Origin of the sequence: Paracoccus mangrovi (assembly GCF_042648425.1) — a bacterium.
In the GTDB taxonomy this organism is placed as follows: Bacteria; Pseudomonadota; Alphaproteobacteria; order Rhodobacterales; family Rhodobacteraceae; genus Paracoccus; species Paracoccus mangrovi.
The window spans coordinates 117,614-138,502 of sequence record NZ_JBHRXJ010000011.1; the positions used below are offsets into that span (position 1 = coordinate 117,614).

Genomic DNA, 20,889 nt, shown 5'->3' on the forward strand with positions numbered 1-20,889 from the left:
AACAGACATGCCTATCTTTCGTGGAAATGACGGCGACAACTTTCTGAACGGTTCGGCCCTGGCCGATACCATTCTGGGCCATTCCGGCGATGACCGCATCTATGGCCGCGACGGCAACGATTATATCAATGGCGGCGAAGGCAATGACTGGGTCAACGCCGGTCAGGGGCATAACCGCATCGTCGATGGCGGCGGCAACGACACCATCGTCTCGGGCAGCGGCAATGACACCATCAATGCCGGCGAAGGCAATGACGTCATTCAGGCCGGCAATGGCAACAACCGCGTCACCGCCGGCGAAGGCAATGACCGCGTGGTGACCGGCAGCGGCATCGACGTGATCTCGGCCGGCGAGGGCAACGACTTCGTGCGCGCCGGTGCCGGCCGCGACACCCTGATCGGTGGCGAAGGCGATGACCGCCTGTTCGGCGAGGCGGGCAATGACCGGCTGTGGGGACAGGAAGGCAATGACACGCTGAACGGTGGCGCCGGCAATGACACCATGACCGGCGGATCGGGCGCGGATGTGTTCGTCTTTAACGGCGGCATCGACCGCATCACCGATTTCGACGGTGGCGACGATCAGATCAACGTTTCCGCCTATGCCCGCTTTGACAGCTTTGCCGATGTGCGCGGCGCCGCGCGGCAGGTCGGCGACGATGTCATCATCAGCCATGGCGGCGACCGGCTGGTGATCGAGGATACCCGCCTGCAAAGCCTCGGCTCGGACGATTTCATCTATTGATCCCGTCCCGCACCGGGTCATGGACGGGCGCGCCTTGTCGCGCCCGTCTTTGCATCTGCGGCGCGGCCTTTGGGGGCGCGTCACGGCGGGGCGGTTGCGCGGGGGCCGAAAATCTGGCATGAAGGGGCCTCGGCGGTGGCGGCATTTCCCCCATTGGGCGCGTTTTTCGCGGCCTCATTCCCGATATCCAATCATCCGAACAGGTAATCCGATGCGCGACCCCTTGTTCCGCATGGCCCTTTTGCTGGGTCTTTTATCCGCTGTCGGGCCTTTTGCCATCGACATGTATCTTCCGGCGCTGCCCGAGGTGGCGCAGGATCTGGCCACGACCGAGGCGCGCGCCGCGCTGACGCTGACCTCGTATTTCATCGCCTTTGGCATCGCGCAGATGCTTTACGGGCCGATGGCCGATGCGGTCGGGCGCAAGATCCCGCTGGTTCTGGGGGTGTCGATCTTTCTGGTGGCGACGGTGGCGGCCAGCATGGCGCCCTCGATCCAGTGGCTGATCGCGGCCCGCGCGGTTCAGGGCTTTGGCGCGGCGACCTTGATGGCGGTGCCGCGCGCGGTCATCCGCGACATGGCCACCGGCCCCGAGGCGGCACGGATGATGGCGGCGATCATGATCGTGATCTCGGTCTCGCCGATGCTGGCGCCGCTGACCGGCTCGATGGTGATGGCGATGGGCGGCTGGCGCGAGATTTTCGCCGTGCTGGCGGGGGCGGGGCTGATCAGCCTGTTGCTGATCATCTTTGTCCTGCCCGAGACGCTGGCGCGCGAGCATCGCCAGCCGGTGCGGCTGGACGCCATGATCCGTGGCGCGCGCCGGCTTTTGACGGATCGCCGCTTCATGGGGCTGACCATGATCGGCGGCTTTGGCATGGCCAGCTTTTTCGTGTTCCTTGCCTCGGCCAGCTTTGTCTATACGCGCCAATACGGGCTGGGTCCGACCGGATTTTCGCTGGCTTTCGCGGTGAATGCGCTGGGATTTTTCTCGGCCTCGCAATTCGCCGGGCGGCTGGCCCAGCGGTTCGGGATGGAGCGGGTGATTTCGCTGGCCATCACCGGATTTGCGGGGGTGGCGCTGATGCTGACGGGGCTGGTCTGGCTGGGCTTTGACAGCCTGGTCACGATCATGGCGGGGCTGTTTCTGGCCAATGCCTGTCTTGGGCTGGTGATGCCCACGGCCATGGTGATGTCGCTGGATCCGCATCCCGATATTGCGGGGCTGGCCTCATCGCTGGGCGGCACGATCCAGATGCTGACCGGCGGTGCGATGATCGCCGCGACCGGGCCGTTTCTGGACAACAGCTCGGCGACCATGGTGCCGGCCATCGCGCTTTGCGCGGTGCTGGCCTGGGTGGCGGCGGCGGCGTCGCTGCCCCGGTTGCGGATCGGGGCGGCCTAGCGAATTAGGCCTTGGGCTGAATGGGCGCGGCCTCGGCGGTGACGGTCTGGGTTTCGGGGGCGATGCCCTCGGGGTCGGGATTGATGTTCATGTCGGTTTCCCGGCGCCAGCCGCCTTGCAGGTAAAGCAGGCTGGCCATGGTCAGCGTGGCCATCATCGCCACCGGAAAGCTGATCCATAGCGCGTCTGCGCCCAACCAGCCGCGCAGCCCCACCGCCACGCCCAGCCGGATCGGGTAAAGCGAGATGAACAGGATCAGCAGCGGCCAGACCACCTGACCATTCGCCCGGACCACCCCGAACAGCACCATGGTCACGCCAAAGGCGATGAAGCCCCATGTGGCGATCCGCCCGATATGCGTGCCGATTGCCACCGCCGCGCTGTCATGGCCCAGAAACAGCGCCAGCGCCTGATGCTCGACCGCGAACAGGATCAGCACCAGCCCGCCGGTCAAAAGCAGGTTGTAAAGAATGCCGATGCGGGCGATGCGGCCGACCCGGTCCCAGCGCCCGGCGCCGATATTCTGCGCCGCCATCGCGCTGACCGCCGCGCCAAGCGCCATCGCGGGCATCTGCACATAGGTCCAGATCTGCTGGATCGCGCCAAAGGCCGCGGCCGTGTCGACGCCCTCGCGGTTGACCAGCCGCATCATCGCCAGCATCGAGCTTGAGACGACGATCATCTGCATCCCCATCGGCAATCCCTTGCGCAGCATCAGCACCAGCACCGACCGCGCCGGGATCAACAGCCACAGTTCCGCCCCGCGCAGGCATAACGGGTGGCCGCGCAGATAGAGATAGGCCAGCATTGCCGCCAGACTGGTGTAATTGGCAATCGCCATGGCAAAGGCCGAACCGCCGATCCCCATGGCCGGCGCGGGGCCAAGCCCAAGGATGAAAACCGGGTTCAACACCACGTCCAGCACCACCGCCAATGCCATGAAGAGCAAGGGCGTGATCGAATCGCCCGCCCCGCGCAGTGCCATCATCAACATGGTCTGCATCAGGATCCCCGGCATGGCGAGGAACGTCACCCGCAGAAAGGCGCGCGCCAGGGGCGCGATCTCGGGCCCGGTATTGAGCAGCGCCAGCATATCGGGCGCAAGCCACCATCCCAGCACCGCAATAGCCAGCGCGACCGGCAGAAAGGTCCCGATGGCCGTGCCTAGCACCTCTTTCGCGGCCCCCATGCGGCCGCGCCCGACCGCCTGACCGATCAGGATGGTCGAGGCCATGCCAAAGCCGAACACGAACGAGGTCAAAAGAAACATGATCAGATTGCCGTTGGTCGTCGCGGCCAGCGCATTCTCGCCCAGCAGGCGGCCCACCCATGCCGCATCGATCGAGCCATTGGCCGATTGCAGCATCGACGCGCCCAGCGTCGGCAGCGCGAACAGCAACAGCGTCGGAGCAATCGGCGCGGTGACAAGATTGGCGGTCTGTTTCATGTCCCTTGCCCGCATGATCGCCCGACCGGAACCGCAGGGATCCCGGGATGCGAATTAAGCGCGCCCATCCCGCCCCGGCAAGCCGGATCGTCCGTGCCCTTGCGCAACAACCGAATAACGTAAGGGAAGCTTTGGCTGCGCGGCCGTCCCGTGGCGGGCGCGTCCGCCGCCGAAAATAACAATTCATTCATGGAATTGCCGCAATATCTTTACACAGACATGCGAGCCGGCCGTGGTGTCCGGCGCGTTGCCGGCCCCCGTGCCGCCATGCCTGCGGAAAAGTTGCGAATTGACACCCCGGCTGACAGCGGGCGACAAATCCCAAAGGGAGGTCGGCGGCATGCGGGCAGGGGAGCCGCCCAAATGGCGCCGCCGGGAAACAAAGACGCCGCAAGGCACGACTTGGAGGAAGACCACATGAAACGTTCCCTGTTCCTGCTGGCGGGGCTGACCCTGTTGCCCGCCATGGCCCAGGCCAAGACTGAAATTTCGTGGTGGCACGCCATGACCGGCGCCAATGCCGAGGTCGTCGACAAGATCGCCGGCGATTTCAACGCCAGCCAGTCCGACTATGAATTGAAGCCCGTCTTCAAGGGCACCTATCCCGAAACGCTGAATGCCGGCATCGCCGCCTTTCGCGCCGGACAGGCCCCCGACATCATGCAGGTTTTCGACGTCGGCACCGGGGTGATGATGGGCGCGCAAGGCGCCATCAAGCCGGTCGCCGCCGTCCTGAAGGATGCCGGCTATGACTTTGACAAAAGCCAGTATCTGCCCGGGATCGTCGGCTATTACTCGACCCCCGAGGGCGAGATGCTGTCATTCCCCTATAACTCGTCCTCGCCGGTCCTCTATTACAACAAGGACATCTTCGAAAAGGCGGGGCTGGACGTGAACAATCCGCCCAAGACCTGGGCCGAGGTCTGGGCCGCCGCCCGCAAGATCAAGGAATCGGGCGCGGCGAGCTGTGGCTATACCTCGACCTGGCTGACCTGGATCCATACCGAGAATTTCGCCGCATGGAACAACACCGCTTGGGGCACGAATGAAAACGGTCTGGCCGGCACGCCGGAGCTGGAAATCGACAGCGCGCTTTACGTCAAGCATTTCCAGGAACTGGCCGATCTGGCGAAAGAGGGGGTGTTCGTCTATGGCGGCCGCACCAGCGAGGCCAAGCAGAATTTCATCTCGGGCGAATGCGGGATTCTGACCGAAAGCTCGGGCGGGTTGGGCGATATCGTCAAATCGGGGATGAATTACGGCATCGGCCAGCTGCCCTATGACGACACCGCCGAGGGCGCGCCGCAAAATACCGTGCCGGGCGGCGCCTCGCTTTGGGTGATGGGCGGCAAGTCGGACGAGGTCTATAAGGGCGTCGGCGCCTTTTTCCACTATCTGTCCCAGACCGATGTGCAGCAATATCTGCATGAGGAATCGGGCTATCTGCCGGTGACCATGGCCGCCTATGAGGCGACCAAGGCCTCGGGTTTTTACGAAAAGAACCCGGCCCGCGAAACGCCGATCCTGCAAATGATGGGCAAGGCGCCGACCGCCAATTCCAAGGGCGTGCGCGCGCCGAACCTGCCGCAGTTGCGCGACATCCAGAACGAGGAATATGAAAAGATGTTGGCCGGTCAACAGGATGCGGCCACGACGATGAAAAACGCAGCCGAGCGCGGCAATGCCGCGATCAAGGACGCGACCGGCGGCTGAACCAACCAGAGGGGGGCGCCCGCGCGTGCCCCCCAATTCCCCGAGGGACGCAATGAGGCGAACGGTCTTTCCCCATCGGCTGCTGCCCTGGCTGTTGCTGGCGCCGCAGCTTGCCATCACGCTGATCTTTTTCTATTGGCCGGCCGCGCAGGCGTTTCGTCAGTCCATGCTGAAAGAGGACGCCTTTGGGCTGAGCTCGACCTTTGTCGGGCTTGCCAATTTCCGCAAGGTTCTGGGCGATCCGAACTATCTGAACGCGCTCAAGGTGACGGCGGTGTTTTCGTCGCTGGTCGCGATTTTCGCCATGGGGATCGCGCTGTTTCTGGCGGTGCAGGCCGAAAAGATCGTGCGCGGCAAGGGGTTTTACCGCACGCTGATGATCTGGCCCTATGCGGTGGCGCCGGCGATTGCGGGGATGCTGTGGCTGTTTCTGTTCAACCCCAGTTTCGGCACGCTGGTCCAGCCGCTGCGCGCGATGGGCATCAACTGGAACCCGCTTTTGAACGGCGATCACGCGATGATGCTGATCGTGGCCGCCGCGACCTGGAAACAGATCAGCTATAATTTCCTGTTCTTTGTCGCCGGGCTTCAGGCGATCCCGCGTTCGCTGCTTGAGGCCGCGGCCATCGACGGCGCCTCGCGCCGGCACAGCTTCTGGACCATCACGTTCCCGCTTTTGGCGCCGACGAGTTTTTTCCTTTTGGTGGTGAACACGGTTTATGCGCTTTTCGACACCTTCGGCATCATTCATGCGGTGACCGGCGGTGGTCCCGGGAAATCCACCGAAACGCTGGTCTATAAGGTGTATAACGACGGTTTCGTAAATCTGATCATGGGCGACAGCGCCGCGCAATCGGTGATCCTGATGCTGATCGTGATCGCGCTGACCGCGTTCCAGTTCCGCTTTATCGAACGCAGGGTGCATTATGGCTGAGGCGACCGACAGCCCGCTGGCCGCGCGCGCGCCCGCGCGGATGCTGGCACATTTCTGGATGATCCTGGGCGTGATCGTGGTGGCGTTCCCGGTCTATTACGTCGCCATCGCCTCGACCCATTCGACGGTGACGATCCTGCGCCCGCCCTTGCCCCTTTTGCCCGGATCCGAGGCGGTGGCGAATTACCACGACGCCTTTACCGGCGGCATCAGCCAGATCGGCGGCGTCAGCCTGTGGCGGCTTCTGGCCAATTCCACGATCATCGCCATGGGGATCGCGCTGGGTAAGATCGGGATTTCCATGGCCTCGGCCTATGCGATCGTGTTCTTTCGCTTTCCGCTGCGCATGGCGTGTTTCTGGTTGATTTTCATCACCCTTATGCTGCCGGTCGAGGTGCGCATCCAGCCCACCTATAAGGTCATGGTCGATCTTGGCCTGATCGACACCTATCCAGGGCTGATCCTGCCGCTGATCGCATCGGCGACCGCGACGCTCTTGTTCCGGCAGTTCTTCATGACCATCCCCGACGAATTGCTTGAGGCGGCGCGCGTCGATGGCGCCGGGCCGTGGCGGTTCTTCAAGGATATCCTGTGGCCTTTGTCGCTGACCAATGTGGCGGCGATCTTTGTGATCCAGTTCATCTATGGCTGGACGCAATATCTGTGGCCGCTTCTGGTTACCAATTCCAACGAAATGAACACCATCGTGATCGCGCTGAAAAAGATGATCTCTTTCGCCGATGCCGCGACGCCCTGGAACCTTGTGATGGTCACATCCGTGCTGGCCATCCTGCCGCCGATCCTTGTGGTCGTGCTGATGCAGCGCTGGTTCGTCAAGGGTCTGGTCGAGACGGAGAAGTAAATGGCCCGTATCCTGCTGAACGATGTCCGCAAAAGCTATTCGGGCAATCAGGTCATTCACGGCATCACCATGGACATCGCCGATGGCGAATTCGTGGTGATCGTCGGGCCGTCCGGCTGTGGCAAGTCGACGCTTTTGCGCATGGTCGCGGGGCTTGAGGCGATCACCGGCGGCACCGTCGAAATCGGCGGCAAGGTCGTCAACACGCTTGAGCCGCGCGAACGCGACATCGCCATGGTGTTTCAGAACTATGCCCTTTATCCGCATATGTCGGTGCGCGAAAACATGGCTTACGGGCTGAAAATCGCGCGCATGCAGCGATCCGAGATCGAGGCCCGCGTCCTGCGCGCCGCAAGGATGCTGGAACTGGAACCCTATCTGGACCGCAAGCCCCGCGCGCTGTCCGGGGGCCAGCGCCAGCGTGTCGCCATGGGCCGGGCGCTGGTGCGCGAACCGGCCGCTTTCCTTTTGGACGAACCGCTGTCGAACCTCGATGCGAAGCTGCGCGTTCAGATGCGCCTGCAAATCAAGGATATGCATCTGTCGACCGGCCAGACCACGCTTTACGTCACCCATGACCAGGTCGAGGCGATGACGCTGGCCGACCGGCTGATCGTGATGAACAAGGGCGTGGCCGAACAGATCGCGACCCCGCTTGAGGTTTATCAGCGCCCGGCGACCGAATTCGTCGCGGGCTTTATCGGCTCGCCGGCCATGAACATCTTTAGCGTGACGGCCGATGGCGACCGAGTCACATTGCCCGGCGGGCATGTGCTGGATTTGCCCGACATGCCGCGATCGGGCCATCTGCGGCTTGGCCTGCGTCCCGAACACCTGATCCCGGCCGAACCGGGCGAGGCGGCGATCCCGGTTCAGCTGCGTTCGGTCGAAAGGCTGGGCGCCGATGCCTTTGGCTATGGCACGATCGAGGGCACGGATGTGGCGATGACGCTGCGCCTGCCGGGCACCAGCACGGCCGAACGCGGCCAGACCGTCGCGGTCGTCCCCGACACCCGCCAGCTGCATCTCTTTGACCCGGAAAGCGGGCGGCGCATCACGCCCTAGGGGCGGGCGGAATTCATCTTTCTGTCGTCTTAGCTTTGCGGGATTGTCACGCCCGGCGGGGAAAAGCCTTGCGAAACCACAAAGATTCCGAGGCTTCCCATGAGTTTTCGCCTGACCGCCATTTCGGTGATCGCCATCTGCGCGGCGCTGCCGGCCGCGGCCGAGCCGGTCTTTAACCGCATCGCCTCGTTCCCGGTGGCGCGGAACCTGCCCAAGGGGGCCGATCCCGCCACGGAAACCTCGGCCGAGATCATGGCCGTGACCGAGGATGGCAATACGCTGATCTATTCCGACAGCCCGAACAGGGCGCTTGGGCTGATCGACATCACCGATCCCCGCGCGCCCGAACCCATGGGCCAGGTCGCCATGGACGGCGAGCCGACGACCACCGTCATCATCGGCGGCACCGGCTTTGTGGGCGTGAATACCTCGGCCAGCCATGCCCGGCCCTCGGGCGCGCTTCGCAGTGTCGATCTGGCCAGCCGCAGGGTGATGGCCAATTGCGATCTGGGCGGACAGCCGGATTCGGTGGCGCGCAATGCCGATGGCAGCCGCATCGCCGTCGCCATCGAGAATGAGCGTGACGAGGACGCCAATGACGGCGCCCTGCCGCAGGCGCCGGCGGGCTTTGTCGTCGTGTTTCCGGTCCGGGATGGCACGGTCGATTGCGCCGGCATGCAGGTGGTCGATCTGACCGGGCTGGCCGATATCGGCGGCGATGACCCCGAACCGGAATATCTGGCCTATAACGACGCGAACGAACTTGCCGTCACGCTTCAGGAAAACAACCATCTCGTGGTGATCGGCGCCGATAACAAGGTCGCGGCGCATTTCCCGGCCGGGACCGTCGATCTGGCCGGGATCGACACGGCAAAGGACGGCAAGCTGGATTTCTCGGGCGCGCTTGCGGCGGTGCCGCGTGAACCCGATGCCGTTGCCTGGCTGGATGACGACCATTTCGTCACCGCCAATGAGGGCGATTGGAAAGGGGGGGCGCGTGGCTTCACCATCTGGTCGAAAACCGGCAAGATCGTCCATGAATCGGGGGCCGGTTTCGAACAGGCCATCGTGCCGACCGGGCATTACCCCGAGAAACGCTCGGCCAAGAAGGGCGTCGAGCCCGAGGCGGTGATCGTCGCCGATTACAACGGGCAAAAGCTAATGTTTCTGGCTGCCGAGCGCGCCAGCATCGTCGGCGTTTTCGACATGGCCGACCCGGCGTCGCCAAAGCTTGTGCAGATGCTGCCGTCGGGCGTCGGGCCCGAGGGGCTGATCGCGATCCCGCAACGCGGTTTGTTCGCCACCGCCAATGAAACCGATCTTGGCGCGGATGGCGGCGCGCGGGCGCATGTGACCATTTTCGAACAGGGCAACGGTCCCGCCAACTGGCCGCAGATCGTCGCCGATCCCGGCATCGGCTGGGGTGCGCTGTCGGGCCTGACGCTGGATCCGGCCGCGCCGGGGCGGCTTTATGCGGTCTCGGACAGCTTTTATGACGCGGCGCCGGCCATCTTTACCATCGACGCCAGCGCAAAGCCGGCCCGCATCACCGCGAAAACCGTGGTGACGCGCGATGGCAAGCCGGCCGAAAAGCTGGATCTGGAAGGGATCGCGGCCGATCCCGCCGGCGGGTTCTGGCTGGCATCCGAGGGCAATCCCGAAAAGGATCTTCCGGGTGCGGTCCTGCATGTCGATGCCAAGGGCGCGATCACCCGCGAATTCGATCTGCCCAAAGAACTGGCCGATCAGGCCACGCGTTTCGGGTTCGAAGGGGTCGAGCTGATCGACGGCAAGCTGTGGCTGGCGGTTCAGCGCGAATGGAAGGACGACCCCAAGGATCAGGTAAAGCTGCTGCAACTGGACCCGGCAACCGGCGCCTGGGCGGGCCTGCGCTATCCGATCGGGACCGGCAAGGGCTGGGTCGGGCTGTCGGATCTGGCCGTGCATGGCGAACACCTGTATCTGATCGAACGCGACAACCTGATCGGTGATGCCGCCGCGCTCAAGGCCGTGACCCGGGTCGCGCTGGCCGATCTGAAGCCCGCGCCTCTGGGGGGTGAACTGCCGCTGATCGACAAGGAAACCGTGCGCGACCTGATCCCGGACATGACCGCGACCGGTGGCTTTGTGCTGGACAAGGTCGAGGGGCTGGCCATCACGCCCGAGGGCACCGCCTATATCGTGACCGACAATGACGGCACCGATGACAGCACCGGCGAGACGATGTTTTTCACCGTGCCGCTGACATCCGAGGCCGGGGATACGCAAACCGCGATGCAGCAAGGCAACTGAATCGCGGCACAGGATTTCAATGACGGTCCGGGGCGGTGCTGATGGCATCGCCTCGTATTTTACATAATTCAAATTATCGCCTAATTATCCGCCCTGTCCGACCCCGCCCCGGCCATTCGCCACCGGGTTGAGGACGCTTTTCGCGACTCGGGCAGCAAAGGCTGCGGAAAAGCCGCCTGGGACAGGCTTTCCAACCCGCCACGCCCCGCATCCAAGGGTTGCAGCATGATCGGCCAAAATCCGCCTGCCGGGAAATGCGAAAACTCAACGCATTGAACATTATACATAAAACGCCCGCCCCGCCCTTGGGGAAAAACGTGGACAGGTCAAAACTGCTCAACCATGATTGCTGAATTATTGCTACGAACCGTACAGTTCCGGGTCCTGTTCATATTGTTTTCCGGCCATTGCCGGCGCCCGTCCTGTGCGGTCCTAGCCACCCAAGGTTGTTCAGAAGGAGCCCCAAGACATGCCGACTCCCGCACAGACCAGCGAAGAATGGTGGGTCAATGATCAGACCCCGGACAATCCCTTTGGGAAAAGCGACGATTACGAAGCTTTTCTGAATTATGTCGGCTCGCTGGGTCGCAGCCTGACACCCGCGATCGCCCAGCAGCCGCTGGTCATCAATGTCACCGAACTGAACGACCATCCCGACTATAAGGCCGCGGCCATCGGCGCGCTGACCATGTGGTCCTCGGTCACGCCGCTGGAATTCCAGATCGTCGATGACCAGCCCTGGGACGCCACGACGCAATGGATGCGCGTCGTCAGCCCGGAACTGGGCGAACCCAGCGACGGCAGCGCTTTTTCCAGCAACCGCTATGTCAGCATCGGCCAGCGGTTCCACGACACCGAACCCAACCTGACCGATATCGGCGGCTATGTGTTCGACAGCTTTATCCATGAATTCGGGCATGAATTCGGCCTGAACCATCCCGGCCTTTACAATTACAGCGGCCCGGGCGGGGTTCAGATCAATTATCTGAACAACGCCACCTGGATCTATGACCGCCAGCAATACAGCGTCATGTCCTATTTCGACGGCATCGATGTCGGCGAGGATACCCGCTGGTCGGCCTCGACGCCGCTGATGGCCGATATCGAGGCGGTGATCCGGCGCTTTTTCTCGACCGTGGACGAGGACGGGGTGCGCACCTATCAGGTGATCAACCTGAATACCGGCGACAACACCTATGGCTTCAACAGCGAGCAATATGGTTACCAGCTGACCTCGTCGGGGATGCAGCACGATATCGGCTTTGTCATCCACGACACCGGCGGCGAGGACACGATCGACTTTTCCGGCTCGACCGCGGGGACGATCCTCGACCTGCGCGCCGGCATGTTCTCAAGCGTGAACGGGCACAGCAACAACGTTTCGATCTTTGCCGGCCACAACGCGGATGCCACTGAATATTATATCGAAAACGGCATCGGCAGCGCCTTCGACGACGTGCTGATCGGCAATGACGGCAACAACGTGCTGGACGGGCGCGGCGGCGCCGACAGCATGGCCGGCGGTGGCGGCGACGATGTCTATTTCGTCGATTCCGCCGAGGACATCGTCCGCGAGGACGCCGATGGCGGCAATGACACCATCTATGTGCTGACCGGCGGGGTGGATCTGGGCGATATCGCCAATGTCGAAAACATCATCTATGTCGACGGCTCGGCCGTGGCCGAGGATGACGACGACAGTGACAGCACCGCGACCGGCGGCGGCGCATTGGGCAGCATCCTTGTCGGCGATGCCGGCAACAACACGCTGGATGGCGGCGGCGGCGGTCAGACGATCTTTGGCCTCGACGGCGACGACCTGATCATCGGGGGCCGCGACTCGCTGGCCAGCCGCGACATCAACAACACCATTCCCGTCGCCGATCTTGAGGATCAGACCGAAAGCGATGACGGCAATGACGCGCTTTATGGCGGGCGGGGCAATGACACCATCATGGGCGGCGCCGGCGACGATACGCTGGACGGCGGCGATGGCGATGACGTGCTGCGCGGTCAGGACGGCGTAGATGTGTTCCGCGGCGGCGCCGGCATCGATACCGTCGATTTCAGCCAGGAAAGCCCGTTCCAGCTGTTGGTGAACCTGGAAACCAATGTCGCCAGCGGTGGCACCGCATCGGGCGACACCTTCTTTGATATCGAGAACCTGATCGGTTCGGACGACCGCATCGACCGCTTTATCGGCACCTCGGCGGCCAACCATTTCTGGGGCCGGGGCGGCGGCGATTTCTTCAATGGCCGTGACGGCGACGACATTCTGGATGGCGGCAACGATGGCGACATCCTTTATGGCGAAGGCGGCAACGACACCATCATCGGCGGCGCCGGTCAGGACTATCTGGACGGCGGCGAAGGCATCGACACCGTGGTCTATACCGGCAGCTCGGCCGGCGTGACCGTCGATCTGGCCAACGGGACCGCCTCGGGTGGCGATGCCGATGGCCCGGCCCAGATCGTCGGGCGCGGCACGGTCATCCGGCACGACATTCTTGCCGGTTTCGAAAATGCCGTGGGTTCGTTCCATGACGACCGCCTGATCGGTAACGATCAGGCCAATGACCTGTCGGGCGGGTCGGGCAATGACACGCTGATCGGCGGTCTTGGCGCCGACACGCTGCGCGGCGGCGCCGGCAGCGACACCGCCGATTATTCGGACGCGACCGGTGGTATGACCCTTGATCTGCGGCACGGATCCGATGGGGACAGCTATGTCTCGATCGAGAACCTGGCCGGGACGGGCTTTGACGACCGCATCCGGGGCGATGGCGGGGCCAATATCCTGATCGGTCAGGGCGGAAACGATATCCTGACCGGCGGCAGCGGCAGCGACACCCTGCTGGGCGATTTCGATCAGGCGGCGGCCGTGCCGCAACCGGGTCTGGGCACCGGCTATGCCACGCTTGGCGCGGATGCGACCAACAATTCCATCGCCACGGCCTTTGACATCACCAACAACTTCTCGCTGACCGAAGATCCCGACATCTTTGACTCGACCACCGTGCTGCACACGACGGTCAATGCCACCGGGAACGGTCAGGGCGGCTATTACCGCGTCGATCTTGCGGCCGGGTCGGTCCTGACCATCGACATCGACCATATTGCCGATCCCAATGTCCATGACAGCTGGGTCCGGCTTCTGGATGCCGATGGCAATATCGTCGCCGAGAATGACGATGGCGGCGGCGATCCGGGGTCGAGCAGCGGCCGCGATTCCAGCACCGTCTTTGTCGTTCGGGAAACCGGCAGCTATTACATCCTCGAAGGCAGCTGGTCGCCCGATGTGCCCGGCGACGGCTGGTCGCCATCGGTGCCCGCCGGATCGACCTATGAGCTGAACGTTTCGGTCGATTTCCCCTTGCCCCCCGCCCAGCCGGGCGTGGCAGGCAGCGACCGGCTGAGCGGCGGCGCGGGCAGCGACCTTCTGGATGGCGGTCTTGGCGCCGATTCCCTGCATGGCGGCGCGGGCGAGGATTCGTTCCGCTTTTCGACTGCGCTGGGGGATGGCAATGTCGACCGGATTCAGGATTTCAACGTCGCCGACGACCTGATCCTGTTGGACAGCCTGATCTTTACCGAGGCGGGCAGCGCGGGCGCGCTGTCCTTTGGCAGCTTTTATGCCAGCAATTCGGGCAACGCACAGGACGCGGGCGACCGCATCCTGTACGACCGCGACAGCGGCTTCCTGTCCTATGATGCCGATGGCACCGGCGAAATCGAGGCCGTCCGCTTTGCCCGGCTCGGGGCCAATCTGACCCTGTCCGAGGACGACTTCTTTATCGTCTGATGAACCACCGGGCGGGGGGTGTTCGGCCCCCCGCCCGATCCCCTGAAAAGACGCAGACATCACCACGCAGACTGAGGGCCGCAATGAAACGCCTGACCGATCGCCGCAGGATCCTGTTTGCCGCCGGCACCGCCGCCGCCGCCATGGTCGCGGGGGCCGTATCCACCCCGGCCGCCGATATTCAGGGCACAATCGCCTATGAGGGCGGCGGCGAAATCCCGAAAGGCCGGATCGCGATCCATCTTGAGGACACGGCCCCACAGGCCAAGCGCCAGAGCCCGCCCCAGGATGTCCGGCTGACCAGCGACGGCGGTGCCAAGGCGATCGAATTTTCGCTGGAAATGACCCAGGGGCTTTCGCCCAGCCCAGGGCAAGAGATCGTGGCGCGGCTGGAACGCGCCGATGGCTGGCTGCTGGCGCGAGGCAGCGCCACCTTCACGCCCGATGCGCCGGTGCAGATCGTGCTTTATACGGTGATGTATTAGAGCACCCTGCCCCGTCACACATCGATCCGATATGGAAACGACCGGCCACATGATGCGGCCGGTCGTCTGTTTTTCGCATTACCGGACCCGAAGGCCCGCGCGATCAAAGGGTCACGAGGACATGCGCTCGTCGCGCTTCCATTCCTCCCAGCCCGGTTCGCCTTTCATGAAGGCCTCGATCTCGGCCCGGTTCGCCTCAAGCTTGGGATCGTGCTTGAGATAGAAATTCGTCTCGCGCGCGATCAGGCCGGACATGATCAGCAACCCGATCAGGTTCGGAATCGCCATCAGCCCGTTCATCACATCCGAGAAACTCCACACCACCTCCAGCTGCATCGTGCAGCCGATGAAAACGATCAGCGAAAAGAAGATACGGAACGGCATCACGCCGCCATGCCCGACCAGCCGTTCCAGATTGCGTTCGCCGTAATAGGCCCAGCCCAGAATGGTCGAATAGGCAAAGAGCACAAGGCCGATGGTGACGATCCAATGCCCCCATTGCCCCGGCAAACCGTGGGTAAAGGCCTGTCCGGTCATGATCGCGGCCGAAAGCTGTTCGCCGGTGGCGGGGTCGATCTCGTTCCAGACGCCGGTGGTGATGAGGACCAGACCCGTGCAGGACACGACGATGATGGTGTCGATGAATGTCTGGGTCATCGACACCAGCCCCTGCCGCACCGGATGTGTCGTCTGTGCCGAAGCGGCGGCGATGGCGGCCGAACCCATGCCGGATTCGTTCGAAAAGATGCCGCGCGCGACCCCCAGCTGTACCGCGATCATGATGGTCGAGCCGACAAAGCCGCCCACCGCCGACGAGCCGGTAAAGGCCGAGCCAAAGATTTCGGCGAACGCGCCCGGAATGGCGCCCACATTGGCGATCAGGATGTAAAGCGCGCCGGCGACATAGAACAGGATCATCGCCGGAACCAGCCCGGCGGTCACCCGGCCGATGGACTTGATGCCCCCGACCAGCACCACCAGCGTCAGCACCGCCAGCAAAAGACCGGTCACCCATGCCGGGATCATAAAGCTGCGCTCAAGGTTCGAGGCGATGGAATTGCCCTGGGTCATGTTGCCGATGCCGAAACAGGCGCAGACGGCAAAAATCGCGAATGTCAGCGCCAGGAACTTGCCAAAGGCGCCGGGAATGCCGCGTTCCAGATAATATTGCGGACCGCCGTTCTTTTCGCCGACCTCGTCAGTGGTGCGATAGCGCACGCCCAGAAACGCCTCGGCATATTTCGAGGCCATGCCCAGAATCGCCGTCACCCACATCCAGAACAGCGCGCCGGGGCCGCCGATGCTGATCGCGGTGGCCACACCGACGATATTGCCGGTGCCGACCGTCGCCGCCATGGCCGTGGTCAGGGCCTGAAACTGGGAAATATCGCCATCGGCATCGCCATCGCTGCGCTTGATCAGCCCCAACCGCAGCGCGGCGCCCAGCCGCACCAGCTGAATCCCGCCCAGCCGAAAGGTCAGGTAAAGGCCGGTCCCCAGCAATAGCGGGATCAGCAGATACGGCCCCCAGACGATGCCCCCCATATAGTCGAGAAAGCTTTGCAGTTTGCTCATATCCATCCATGTTCCCCCTGTGTCATGTCTGTCTGCCCGTAGTAACCATGGTTTTCGGGCTGGCTTGTCAAGCCGAAGGACGGCGCAAAATCGTGCCGCATGGCGATGATGGCGCTATCGGCGCCCAGGATCTAACCCTTTGATCCTATACGAATCCGCCACAGCTGGCCAGCATTCCCTTTACTTGTATGGAAGTATGGCGTATCAGGGCGCCGGGGGGAAACCGCATGGATTCGGCCATCATCACCGTCGCGCCCAGCACCGCCAGTCAGGTCCATGACTGGCTGCGCCGCCGCGTCCTGCAAGGCGATCTGGCCCCCGGCGCCCGCCTCAGCGAAACCGAAATCGCCACCGAGATCGGCATCAGCCGCCAGCCCGTGCGCGAGGCCTTTATCCGGCTGGCCGCCGACGGTCTGGCCGAGGTCCGGCCCCAGCGCGGCACCTATATCAGCAAGATTTCGGTCGCGGCGGTGCTGTCGGCACGGCTGATCCGGGCGGCGGTGGAAAGCGATCTGGCGCGGCTGACGGCGGCACAACAGGACGGCGCCGTGCTGGCCGCGATGCAAAGCGAAATCGCTATCCAGCATCGGGCCGACCGCGCGGCCGACGTGAATGCCTTTATCGAATCAGACGACCGCTTTCACCAGCTCTTGACGGTCGCGGCCGGGTATCCGGCGGTCTGGCACGATCTGGAACGCCTGAAATCACAGATGAACCGGCTGCGGCACATGTCGATGCGGGTCTTTGACCGCCGCCGGACCATTGGCCAGCATCAGGACATACTGGACGCGCTGCGTGCCGGCGATGCCGATGCGGCGGAACGGGCCGTGCGCGCGCATCTGCAACAGATGCTGACCGAACTGCCCCGGATCGCGGCGCAGCGGCCCGAATATTTTACCGAATAGGAAAGGATAGCACATGCGGCACACCTGGCGCTGGTTCGGCCCCAAGGATCCTGTCTCGATCGACCACATGATGCAGGCCGGCGTTCAGGGCGTGGTCACCGCGCTGCATCACGTCCCGACCGGCACCGTCTGGTCCCCCGAGGAAATCGCCCGCCGGCAAGAGGATCTGGCGGTGATGCGCGACGGCGCGCCCTCGGGTCTGGCATGGGATGTGGTCGAAAGCATCCCCGTCAGCGAGGCGATCAAGACCCAGACCGGCGATTGGCGCCAGCATGTCGAAAACTGGATCGCGTCCTTGCGGAACCTGCATGCGGCGGGGATCCGGGTCGTGTGCTATAATTTCATGCCGGTGCTGGACTGGACGCGGACCGATCTGACCTGGCGGCGCCCGAACGGCGCGCTCTGCATGCGCTTCGACCTGCCCGATTTCGTGGCCTTCGACATCCATATCCTTGAACGCAAGGGCGCGGCCGAGGATTTCCCCGAAGCCCTGCGCGACGAGGCCGCCCGCCGTTTCGCCGCCATGGACGATGCCCGCAAGCACGAGCTGGTGGCCAATATCGTCTTTGGCCTGCCCGGCGCGGCCGAACAGCAAAGCATGGAGGATGTGCGCAACCTTCTGGACAGTTACGCCCCGGTCACCGACGCCGTGCTGCGCCGGAATTTCCACGCCTTTCTCGAACAGGTCGCCCCGGTCGCGCAGGATCTTGGGATGCGGCTCTGCTGTCACCCGGACGATCCGCCCTTTCCGCTTTTGGGTCTGCCCCGCGTCATGTCGACCGAGGCCGATTATGCCGAGCGCATCGCCGCCGTCGACGTGCCGGCAAACGGGATCACGCTCTGTTCCGGCTCGCTTGGGGCGCGGCCGGACAACGATCTGCCGGGGATGATGCGGCGGCTGGGGGATCGCGTGCATTTCCTGCATCTGCGCAATGTCCGCCGCGATACCGAGACCGTCCCGGCAAGCTTTTTCGAGGACGATCATCTGGGCGGTCAGACCGATATGGTCGAGCTGATCGACGCCGTTCTGGCCGAAGAGGCGCGCCGTCGCGCCGCCGGACGCGAGGATGCGGTGATCCCCATGCGCCCCGATCACGGCCAGGACATCCTGGACGATATCGGTCGCGGCGGCCAGCCCGGCTATCCCGCCATCGGCCGACTGAAGGGGCTGGCCGAATTGCGCGGGGTCGAACTGGCACTGTCGCGCCGGATGGGCGCGGCATGAACGGCGGCGAGCAAACGCCCCCGATCCTGTCGATCGGCGAGGCGATGCTGGAACTTTCCGCCGCGGGTCAGGACGATCTGTGGCGGCTGGGCATCGCCGGCGACACACTGAACACCGCCTGGTATCTGCGCCGGCTGCTGGGCCAGGGCGCGCGGGTGGATTATTTCAGCCGCGTCGGTACGGGCGAGTTTTCGCAAAAGATGCTGGATTTCCTGACCGCCGAGGGGATCGGCACCGATCACATCGCCCGCGATCCGGGCCGCGAAATCGGGCTTTACGCCATCTCGCTGAAAAATGGCGAGCGCAGCTTTTCCTATTGGCGCGACAGCTCGGCGGCGAAGCTTCTGGCCGATGATCCGGCGGCGCTGGACCGGGCGCTTGCGGGTGCGGGCATCGCCTATTTTTCCGGGATCAGCGTGGCGATACTGTCGGATCGGGGCCGCGCGAATCTGCGCGACGCGCTGGCCCGCGCCCGCGCGGCTGGCACGATGGTGGTGTTCGACCCCAATCTGCGGCCGCGCCTGTGGCCGGATGCGGCGGCCATGCGCGCCGGGATCGAGGCCGCCGCTGCGGGCGCCGATCTGGTCTTGCCCAGCTTTGACGATGAGGCCACGCATTTCGGCGATGCCGATGCCGGGGCCACGATCCGGCGCTATCTGGACCTTGGCGCCGGGCATGTCGTGGTCAAGAATGGCGGCGGCCCGATGTGGTTTGACGGCAATCGGGGCACGGGCGCCCTGCCCGATCTTAGCCCCGACACGCCGGTCGACACGACGGCGGCGGGCGACAGCTTCAATGCCGGTTATCTGGCGGCGATGCTTGCGGGTGCGGATTGCGCGGATGCGATCCGCGCCGGTCACGCGCTCAGCCGACAGGTCATCCGCCATCGCGGCGCGCTGGTGCCGCAGGCCGTGGCGGACGCGCGCCTGACCTGAACGGCGGCGCGGCGGTCACATCGTCGCGCCGATCTGCCAGGGCACGAATTCATGATCGCCCAGCCCCAGCGCCTCGCTTTTGCTGGCCTGACCCGAGGCGACGGCCAGGATCAGATCGACGATCTGGCGGGCCTTATCCTCAAGTGCGACGCGCTGGCTCAGGATATCGCCGCAATTCAGATCCATGTCATCGGGCATGGCCGTCGCCAGCCGATCGTTGGTCGCAAGCTTGATCGTCGGCGCGGGTTTCGACCCGAATGCCGAGCCGCGCCCGGTGGTGAATACGATCAGCTGCGCGCCCCCGGCGATCTGGCCGGTGGCGGAAACCGGGTCATAGCCGGGCGTGTCCATGAAATTCAGCCCCGGCGCGGTGATGCGTTCGGCATAGTCCAGAACCGCCTCCAAGGGGGCATTCCCGCCCTTGGCCACCGCGCCCAGCGATTTTTCCAGAATGGTGGTCAGCCCGCCCGCCTTGTTGCCGGGGCTGGGATTGTTGTCCATCGAACCGCCGTTCTTTTCGGTGTAATCCTCCCACCAGCGGATGCGGTCGACCAGCTTTTGCGCCACCTCGGGCGATGCGGCGCGATCCAGCAAAAGCCGTTCCGCACCATAGATTTCGGGCGTTTCCGACAGCACCATGGATGCGCCCTGCGCGGCCAGAATGTCGCTTGCAAGCCCCAGCGCCGGATTGGCGGTGATGCCCGAAAACCCGTCCGAGCCGCCGCATTGCAGCCCGATCTTCAACGCGCCCGCCGGCACGGTTTCGCGGCGCACGTCGTTCAGCGCCGGCAGCATCTCACGGATGCGGGCCTTGATCGCGTCGATGGTCTTGCGGGTGCCGCCTGTGTCCTGAATGGTCAGCCCGTGAAACCGCGCCGCCTGGCCCAGTTCCTGTTTCATGCGGGCGATCTGCATCACCTCGCAGCCAAGCCCGACGAACAGTGCCGCGCCCACATTCGGATGCCCCGCATGGCCGGTCAGCACGCGTTGCAGCGCGTCCCAGCCCGGCCCGCTATCGGCCATGCCGCAGCCGGTGCCATGGGCGAATGCCACGACGCCATCGACATTGGGATAGGGCTCAAGCGCGCCCTCGATGCGGATTTCCTCGGCCGCGCGGCGGATCACCGTGGCCGAGCAGTTGACCGTCGCGACCAGCGCCAGATAGTTCCGCGTCCCGACCGAGCCGTCGCTGCGCAGATAGCCCTGAAAGGTAAAGGCCGGATCCCGGCGCGCGGCCAGCCCGGCGCGCGCCGCAGCCAGCCCCGCGCCGGGATGATAGTCGCGGCCATGATCGCCAAAGACGCAATTATGGCTGTGGACATGGGCGCCCTCGGCGATGTCCTCGGTCGCATAGCCGATGACCTGTCCGTATTTCACCACCTCGTCGCCTTTGGCGATGGGGCGGCGGGCGATCTTGTGCCCGGCGGCGGCGACGCCCTTTTCGGTCAGGATCGCGACATTGTCGGCGGGGTTCAGGATCAACGGCTCAGGCATGGCGG

15 protein-coding genes are annotated in these 20,889 nt (G+C 64.1%); 12 read left to right on the forward strand and 3 right to left on the reverse strand.

The window, feature by feature from the left end; all coding sequences use genetic code 11:
* Nucleotides 1-7: 7 nt before the first annotated feature.
* Entirely contained in the window at nt 8-745 is a 738-nt protein-coding gene (locus tag ACFOMH_RS14810) for a calcium-binding protein (protein ID WP_377745414.1), read from the forward strand.
* A gap of 211 nt (nt 746-956) precedes the next feature.
* Nucleotides 957-2,150: a multidrug effflux MFS transporter gene (locus ACFOMH_RS14815; RefSeq protein ID WP_377745416.1), complete on the forward strand. Its 1,194-nt coding sequence runs from the start codon at nt 957-959 to the stop codon at nt 2,148-2,150.
* 4 nt (nt 2,151-2,154) lie between these two features.
* Here ACFOMH_RS14815 and ACFOMH_RS14820 read toward each other — a convergent pair whose 3' ends face one another.
* Nucleotides 2,155-3,597 (reverse strand): MATE family efflux transporter, encoded by a 1,443-nt coding sequence (locus tag ACFOMH_RS14820; protein WP_377745418.1) that lies wholly within the window; start codon nt 3,595-3,597, stop codon nt 2,155-2,157.
* A 417-nt stretch (nt 3,598-4,014) separates the two neighbouring features.
* Here ACFOMH_RS14820 and ugpB point away from each other — a divergent pair, with 417 nt between their 5' ends.
* The 7 genes from ugpB (at nt 4,015) to ACFOMH_RS14855 (ending at nt 14,750) form a co-directional block, all read left to right on the forward strand.
* Entirely contained in the window at nt 4,015-5,310 is a 1,296-nt protein-coding gene (gene ugpB / locus ACFOMH_RS14825) for a sn-glycerol-3-phosphate ABC transporter substrate-binding protein UgpB (protein ID WP_374426807.1), read from the forward strand.
* Nucleotides 5,311-5,362: 52 nt separating this feature from the next.
* Nucleotides 5,363-6,244 carry a sn-glycerol-3-phosphate ABC transporter permease UgpA gene (ugpA, locus tag ACFOMH_RS14830; RefSeq protein WP_374426804.1) on the forward strand — a complete coding sequence of 294 codons (882 nt, stop codon included), beginning with the start codon at nt 5,363-5,365 and terminating at the stop codon, nt 6,242-6,244.
* Complete coding sequence (gene ugpE / locus ACFOMH_RS14835; protein WP_374426801.1) at nt 6,237-7,106, forward strand: sn-glycerol-3-phosphate ABC transporter permease UgpE; 870 nt, start codon at nt 6,237-6,239, stop codon at nt 7,104-7,106. The genes ugpA and ugpE overlap by 8 nt, the downstream gene beginning before the upstream one ends.
* Nucleotides 7,107-8,171 (forward strand): sn-glycerol-3-phosphate import ATP-binding protein UgpC, encoded by a 1,065-nt coding sequence (locus ACFOMH_RS14840; RefSeq protein WP_374426799.1) that lies wholly within the window; start codon nt 7,107-7,109, stop codon nt 8,169-8,171. It begins immediately after the preceding gene.
* 99 nt (nt 8,172-8,270) lie between these two features.
* Nucleotides 8,271-10,463 carry an esterase-like activity of phytase family protein gene (locus tag ACFOMH_RS14845; protein WP_377745420.1) on the forward strand — a complete coding sequence of 731 codons (2,193 nt, stop codon included), beginning with the start codon at nt 8,271-8,273 and terminating at the stop codon, nt 10,461-10,463.
* Between the two features lie 469 nt (nt 10,464-10,932).
* Nucleotides 10,933-14,265 carry a M10 family metallopeptidase C-terminal domain-containing protein gene (locus ACFOMH_RS14850; protein ID WP_377745422.1) on the forward strand — a complete coding sequence of 1,111 codons (3,333 nt, stop codon included), beginning with the start codon at nt 10,933-10,935 and terminating at the stop codon, nt 14,263-14,265.
* A gap of 83 nt (nt 14,266-14,348) precedes the next feature.
* On the forward strand, nt 14,349-14,750 hold the full coding sequence (locus tag ACFOMH_RS14855; RefSeq protein ID WP_377745423.1) for a hypothetical protein: 402 nt from the start codon (nt 14,349-14,351) through the stop codon (nt 14,748-14,750).
* A gap of 111 nt (nt 14,751-14,861) precedes the next feature.
* Here ACFOMH_RS14855 and ACFOMH_RS14860 read toward each other — a convergent pair whose 3' ends face one another.
* Nucleotides 14,862-16,331, reverse strand: a complete 1,470-nt coding sequence (locus ACFOMH_RS14860) for an alanine/glycine:cation symporter family protein (protein ID WP_377745425.1) — start codon at nt 16,329-16,331, stop codon at nt 14,862-14,864.
* 221 nt (nt 16,332-16,552) lie between these two features.
* On the opposite strand from ACFOMH_RS14860, the gene ACFOMH_RS14865 reads away from it, so the two are divergent.
* Genes ACFOMH_RS14865 through ACFOMH_RS14875 form a run of 3 tightly spaced genes read left to right on the forward strand, consistent with a single transcriptional unit; the run spans nt 16,553 to nt 19,390 of the window.
* A complete protein-coding gene (locus tag ACFOMH_RS14865; RefSeq protein WP_374426786.1) occupies nt 16,553-17,230 on the forward strand; it encodes a GntR family transcriptional regulator in 678 nt (225 codons plus the stop codon).
* 13 nt (nt 17,231-17,243) lie between these two features.
* Nucleotides 17,244-18,455, forward strand: a complete 1,212-nt coding sequence (uxuA, locus tag ACFOMH_RS14870; RefSeq protein WP_377745426.1) for a mannonate dehydratase — start codon at nt 17,244-17,246, stop codon at nt 18,453-18,455.
* Nucleotides 18,452-19,390 carry a sugar kinase gene (locus tag ACFOMH_RS14875; protein ID WP_377745428.1) on the forward strand — a complete coding sequence of 313 codons (939 nt, stop codon included), beginning with the start codon at nt 18,452-18,454 and terminating at the stop codon, nt 19,388-19,390. Before uxuA ends, ACFOMH_RS14875 begins: the two co-directional genes overlap by 4 nt.
* 15 nt (nt 19,391-19,405) lie before the next feature.
* Here the strand turns inward: ACFOMH_RS14875 and ACFOMH_RS14880 are convergent, their stop codons facing one another.
* On the reverse strand, nt 19,406-20,884 hold the full coding sequence (locus tag ACFOMH_RS14880; RefSeq protein ID WP_377745429.1) for a UxaA family hydrolase: 1,479 nt from the start codon (nt 20,882-20,884) through the stop codon (nt 19,406-19,408).
* Nucleotides 20,885-20,889 lie beyond the last annotated feature (5 nt).

Bases quoted from the DNA above. Each gene is read 5' to 3' on its own strand.
- ugpB (WP_374426807.1), top strand. From the start codon at position 4,015: ATGAAACGTTCCCTGTTCCTGCTGGCGGGGCTGACCCTGTTGCCCGCC.
- ACFOMH_RS14880 (WP_377745429.1), bottom strand. From the start codon at position 20,884: ATGCCTGAGCCGTTGATCCTGAACCCCGCCGACAATGTCGCGATCCTG.
- ACFOMH_RS14875 (WP_377745428.1), top strand. From the start codon at position 18,452: ATGAACGGCGGCGAGCAAACGCCCCCGATCCTGTCGATCGGCGAGGCG.
- ACFOMH_RS14815 (WP_377745416.1), top strand. From the start codon at position 957: ATGCGCGACCCCTTGTTCCGCATGGCCCTTTTGCTGGGTCTTTTATCC.
- ugpE (WP_374426801.1), top strand. From the start codon at position 6,237: ATGGCTGAGGCGACCGACAGCCCGCTGGCCGCGCGCGCGCCCGCGCGG.
- ACFOMH_RS14810 (WP_377745414.1), top strand. From the start codon at position 8: ATGCCTATCTTTCGTGGAAATGACGGCGACAACTTTCTGAACGGTTCG.
- ACFOMH_RS14865 (WP_374426786.1), top strand. From the start codon at position 16,553: ATGGATTCGGCCATCATCACCGTCGCGCCCAGCACCGCCAGTCAGGTC.
- ugpA (WP_374426804.1), top strand. From the start codon at position 5,363: ATGAGGCGAACGGTCTTTCCCCATCGGCTGCTGCCCTGGCTGTTGCTG.
- ACFOMH_RS14850 (WP_377745422.1), top strand. From the start codon at position 10,933: ATGCCGACTCCCGCACAGACCAGCGAAGAATGGTGGGTCAATGATCAG.
- ACFOMH_RS14840 (WP_374426799.1), top strand. From the start codon at position 7,107: ATGGCCCGTATCCTGCTGAACGATGTCCGCAAAAGCTATTCGGGCAAT.
- uxuA (WP_377745426.1), top strand. From the start codon at position 17,244: ATGCGGCACACCTGGCGCTGGTTCGGCCCCAAGGATCCTGTCTCGATC.
- ACFOMH_RS14855 (WP_377745423.1), top strand. From the start codon at position 14,349: ATGAAACGCCTGACCGATCGCCGCAGGATCCTGTTTGCCGCCGGCACC.
- ACFOMH_RS14820 (WP_377745418.1), bottom strand. From the start codon at position 3,597: ATGAAACAGACCGCCAATCTTGTCACCGCGCCGATTGCTCCGACGCTG.
- ACFOMH_RS14845 (WP_377745420.1), top strand. From the start codon at position 8,271: ATGAGTTTTCGCCTGACCGCCATTTCGGTGATCGCCATCTGCGCGGCG.
- ACFOMH_RS14860 (WP_377745425.1), bottom strand. From the start codon at position 16,331: ATGGATATGAGCAAACTGCAAAGCTTTCTCGACTATATGGGGGGCATC.